The 3,232-nt window shown below is 70.4% G+C and carries 3 protein-coding genes; 1 reads left to right on the forward strand and 2 read right to left on the reverse strand.

What is annotated here, in order from left to right; translation table 11 throughout:
- Nucleotides 1–160 precede the first annotated feature (160 nt).
- Complete coding sequence (locus WAL33_RS11895; protein WP_422181666.1) at nucleotides 161–472, reverse strand: hypothetical protein; 312 nt, start codon at nucleotides 470–472, stop codon at nucleotides 161–163.
- A gap of 160 nt (nucleotides 473–632) precedes the next feature.
- Entirely contained in the window at nucleotides 633–1,139 is a 507-nt protein-coding gene (locus tag WAL33_RS11900) for a hypothetical protein (protein ID WP_422181668.1), read from the reverse strand.
- 351 nt (nucleotides 1,140–1,490) lie between these two features.
- Between WAL33_RS11900 and WAL33_RS11905 the strand changes: the two genes are divergently transcribed.
- Nucleotides 1,491–2,090 (forward strand): hypothetical protein, encoded by a 600-nt coding sequence (locus tag WAL33_RS11905; RefSeq protein WP_422181670.1) that lies wholly within the window; start codon nucleotides 1,491–1,493, stop codon nucleotides 2,088–2,090.
- Nucleotides 2,091–3,232 lie beyond the last annotated feature (1,142 nt).

The raw sequence follows: 3,232 nt of genomic DNA on the forward strand, positions 1-3,232 counted from the left end.
GGGGCTCAGGGTCGCCGCCAAGGCGGCGGTGGCCAGGGTGTGGGTGGTGAGCGCGCGTCGGGTCAGCAGGGTCATGGCCGCCATCTAGCGCCCCGATGTGACGGTTTGACCAGCCCGCCGCGTCTGCTGCCGCCGCGCTCGTCGTCGCTCCCCGCCGCGCCTAATCCTTGGGCGAACGGTTCAGGAGGACGCGCAGGCCCTGGGCCTTTTGCGGCAGGTCGGCGGCCAGGCGCGAGGCCATTTCCCGCACCCCGACCGCATAGGCCTCGCCGCCCTCGGCGATCTCCTGGGCGCGGCGGGCCAGGTCGTCCAGGTCGCGGCCCATGGCCTCGATCTGCTCCTGGGCCAGCAGACGCGCCTCGCGCTGCAGGCGCCGCACGCGCTGGGTGGTGGTCTCCGGACCCCGGCTGAGATTGTAGACCTCGACCGAGTCGGCCCGGTCGGGGACCACGGTCAAAAGTGGACCGTTCATGGCTTCGTCGCTCCTCGGGCGGCGTCCAACGCGGCGCCGGCCCTCGTCAGTACAAGGCAGAGCTGCGATGGACCGTTCCCCGAAATCCCGCGGGCCGGCGCGATCGGCCAAGTTAAGTGTCTCGGCGGCCACAGCTTCGCGCGGCGGGGGATTGCGGCCCCTAGGGCGCAGGCGTTTTGCCCGCCGTTTCGCCGCCCGGCCGACAGGGCCCCTGATAGGTGCTGACCGCGCTCACATGCAGCACCCGCCGGTGTCCGAAAGCCGAAATGTCCAGTTCCAGGTCGGTCTCGGCGTTGGTGACGAAATCGCCCCGGACCCGGCCGGCCAGCTCGTAGGTGACGTGGTTCTTCTCGCAGACATGCGCCAGGCGGAAGCCGTGGAGGGTGCGGGTCATCTTGGGATTGCCGCAGGGCGAGACCTTGCGGGCCGTCTCGGCGCCGGGGTCGTAGCCCTCGGGCACGCACCGGATCACGGTCTCGGGGCCGAACGGGGTCTTGGTCACGGTCTTCCAGAGGCCGGGCTTGAGGGTGGTGGGGCCGCCCGCCACCGAGGCGGCGTCCTGACCGGCCGACAGTTCGCCGGCCCGGTCGTCCGTCCGCGAACAGGCGGCCAGGCCAATCAGCAGGATCGGGACCAGGAGGCGAGGCTTGGGAGCCGGGTGACGCATGCCGAAAGTCCTAGTGCAACCGGCGACCGACGGTAAAGGCCCCATGCCCGTCCCACGTCCCCCAACGCTTGAACGCGCCATCGGCCGAAATGGATCGCCGGGGCGGGTGAGGAAGCCGACACGGCGGCGGGCTTGTCTCGTAATGAGGCGTTGCGAGCTGTGGTGAGCAAGAGCTGGGCCGTGGCGCGGTGACCACTTGCCCCCTACGGATCGCTTCGCGATCGTCTTCCCCCACAGGGGGAAGAGGGAGGTGCGCGTCCTCCGCCCCCTGTGGGGGCGGACAGGCGGCGAAGCCGCCAGGTGGGGGCAAGTCGCGACTCGCCCCATGCTCTCCGTCAAGCGGAGCTTCCCATGGCCGAAACCCTCGAACAGCTGATCGACCGTCTGCGCGCCGTGGAGGCGCAGATCGAGGCCGCCTTCGCCGCGCGGCACGCCGCCAAGTCCGCCGAGGCGGGGCTGGTGATCGAGGCGGGCAAGCCCTGCTTCAAGGCCGACGCCCTGCGCCGCCAGAAGGCCCACCGCAAGCCCGCCGGCCTGGGCGCGATCCGCACCCCCTGGCCGACCCTTCTGACCATGCCGCTGATCTACGGCATGGCCCTGCCGCTGTTCATCCTCGACCTCAGCGTCAGCCTCTACCAGCTGGGCTGCTTCACCGCCTGGGGCATCGCCCGGGTCAAGCGCTCCGACTATGTGGTCATCGACCGCCACCGGCTGGGCTATCTGAACCTGGTGCAGAAGCTCAACTGCGCGTTCTGCGGCTACGGCAACGGCGTCATCGCCTATGCCCGCGAGATCACCGCCCGCACCGAGCAATACTGGTGCCCGATCAAGCACGCCCTGAAGGTCAAGGGCAGCCACGAGCGCTACCGCGAGTTCCAGGCTTACGGCGACGCCGAGGGCTATGTGGCGAGCTCGGAGGCGTATCGCGAGCGGCTGAAGCGGGGGGAGTAGGGCGGCCCTTGCCCTTTCGGCCCTGGCCTCGCCAGTAGAAGGCCCACGGGTCGGGCGGAGAAGGCTCCACCCCGTCCAGCGCCATCTGGCGGACCCAAGCGGGCAGCCAGAGGGCCGCGTCGTGCTCCTGGCCGGGGTGGTCGCGGCGGACCCGGGCGATCTTGGCGATCGCCGCCCGGATGAAGTGCGCCTTGAGCAGCGCGCGGAGGTAGCGGCGCTGGGGCCGCTTGAGCCGGGCCGGCCGGGTGCGTTTGGCGCGAGGCTGGACCATGGGGGTCTCCTTTTTCAAAGGACCGCGCGAGGCTCCGCCCCCTATGGGGGCGGACAGGCGGCGAAGCCGCCAGGTGGGGGCAAGTGGGTGTGATCTCACGCCTTCGGCTGTGAGCGGATGGAAAGGGACGCGGAGCGCCGGACGACGTCCGGAGTGCAAAAGTGTGTACCGTTTCGACGAAGCCGATCGCTCCGCGCGCTCGTTATCCGCCAGCATCCGGTGGGCAGCCCTGTTGAGGCTTAGCCGGACCCGGAACCGACCCTTTCGGGCCAGTCCCAGCCGCCGGGGGCGCGGGCCTCAGGCTCACGCGCTTTATCCCCGTTCGACGCCGACGGCGGGCGGGCTCCCCAACGATGGAAGTCCCCGGACCGCGCGAGTAACCCCCTCGCGCCTGCCCCCGCTCGATCGCCCCCCGCCGCCGCATCGGTCGCTGGCCTTGCGCCCTTTCCGGTGCGGCGAGGTGAGACAAGGATACGGGCGATCTGAGGTCCGAGGACTTGTGACGCTGGTTATTTTTCAGGGCGTTGTGATCGTTGAGGTTTCCTGCCGCGTCCACGGGGATTGACCTTCACCCATCCCCTCTCGACCGTCATTCCCGCCACAAGGGCGGGAATGACGGGGTTAGAGGGTAAGCGCTTCAATTCCCCTTCCTCGCGAAGGGGAGCCGGCCTTTCATCTCACGGCCGCAGCCTCCAAGAGATGTAAGGCGGGCGGTGCGCGAGGCGCGCGCCTTCCCAGGAGAAGCTCAGATGGCCGCCGCGCCCGAGGCCCGCAAGGCCGCCGCCGTCGTCTGGACCAGGGCGGCCAGGCGGTGGCGCAGCGGACCGGGCGGCAGCGCCAGCCAGGCCTCGGCCATGGCCAGGCCGCCGGG

It is taken from the genome of Caulobacter sp. (assembly GCF_049283275.1).
In the GTDB taxonomy this organism is placed as follows: domain Bacteria; phylum Pseudomonadota; class Alphaproteobacteria; order Caulobacterales; family Caulobacteraceae; genus Caulobacter.

Coding starts and splice junctions, on each gene's coding strand:
- WAL33_RS11895 (WP_422181666.1), bottom strand. CDS start 472: ATGAACGGTCCACTTTTGACCGTGGTCCCCGACCGGGCCGACTCGGTC.
- WAL33_RS11900 (WP_422181668.1), bottom strand. CDS start 1,139: ATGCGTCACCCGGCTCCCAAGCCTCGCCTCCTGGTCCCGATCCTGCTG.
- WAL33_RS11905 (WP_422181670.1), top strand. CDS start 1,491: ATGGCCGAAACCCTCGAACAGCTGATCGACCGTCTGCGCGCCGTGGAG.